At 43.5% G+C, this 1,360-nt stretch carries 1 protein-coding gene; it reads right to left on the bottom strand.

The genetic code is table 11. The annotated features are described in order from the left end of the window. Window positions 1-70: 70 nt before the first annotated feature. Window positions 71-808, bottom strand: a complete 738-nt coding sequence (locus tag OKC30_RS20865; protein WP_270809813.1) for a hypothetical protein — start codon at window positions 806-808, stop codon at window positions 71-73. Between the last annotated feature and the right edge of the window lie 552 nt (window positions 809-1,360).

Here is a 1,360-nt window from a genome sequence, read left to right as displayed (position 1 = left end):
GATCTCGCACCTCGATAACTGTACGTAAGATCAGTATAGTTCGTGGTAACTGACTGCTAATCATGGGTAATCAGGATAAGGTTTGATTAATGCCTGACTCATCAAAATGCATTGCGATTAAATGGCCGGTATCACCATTTAACATTACGCAATCACTTTGCTGTTTCTGCATCAATTGATAAGCAGATTCATAGTGCACCAGTTGAGCTGCACTAAAATGCTCACGCATCAAGATAGTTTTAAGCACCAAGCCATAACTATTCGGTAATTTTTCTGCGACTAATACATAGTCAGGCATGATGAAATGCACATCATTGCCTAATAATCGGAATGACAGATTTTCACGCAAGATGTAACTAAACAGCGGAAAAAGCACCTTGCCAATCTGTTTAATACCCGTTAGCCCTAATCGCTGCACGATGCGGATCAAGAAATGCTCATGTAAAAACAACCGGCTTAAAAATCGGCGATGACCTTTAATATCCCCTTTCATCACTCTTCGGCTATCCCAGCCATCGATCACCAAACAACAAATATTGCCGATATTGTTTAAGTGATGAAATTCCGTCTCTACCGATGTCATGACTGAATGGAAATGCCAGCTTGAATGGTGGTGACAAACCCGATGATCGAGCATGAACTCACCACGGCATCGCACTAATTCTTCGATATACCGTAGATGATTTTTTCGTGAATTGAATTTTGCTAACCCAGTTTTAAGCTTCTTATAAAACTCATCATACCGTTCGGTTGCTTTTCGAAACGCCCCTTTCACTTCTGCTTTCGCTACTGATTCATGCTTAAACATGACGACCCCATATGCACTCTCAAAGTACATGCACGGTAAAACAAAAACTATGTGTAGTCAACAAGTGCACATGCATTTACAAAGTACACTTTATGTGTTACCTTTTTTGCATTCGAACTCCGATAGGAGCAGCGAACAAAAACTGAGCATTCATGCTCTTACCCTGTCCCGCAAGGTGGAGCAGAGCGACGCGAAACGGCGTTGTTGAACAAAAGAATCTTTCTCTGGTTAAGCTCGGCATGAGCCTGAAAATCTCATCTGAAAGCCGCATTCCAGTGTCTCAGACATGGAGAGGCGCAGAGACATCCTCTGATTTTCATAACCCAAACCGCGCAGATATGCGTTTGTTCAACAAGGCCACGCGAAACTGGACGCCTCTCGGCGCTGTGATGTTGAATCCAGAGCGACCTGGGGCAGAGCCAAAATTGGCAGCTTAAAACAGGTTTACGCGACAATTATCTTGAAAAGCGCCGGGATGCATATTCCGGCCGATCATGAACACCAATTCCGATTCAACGTGAACACCATTTCCGGACCAATGTGAACGCTCAT

The organism is Aeromonas sp. QDB18, assembly GCF_027705325.1.
Lineage (GTDB): Bacteria > Pseudomonadota > Gammaproteobacteria > Enterobacterales > Aeromonadaceae > Aeromonas > Aeromonas caviae.
Note: the sequence above shows the minus strand (reverse complement) of the source record. Positions and strands in the feature narration are given on the sequence as shown.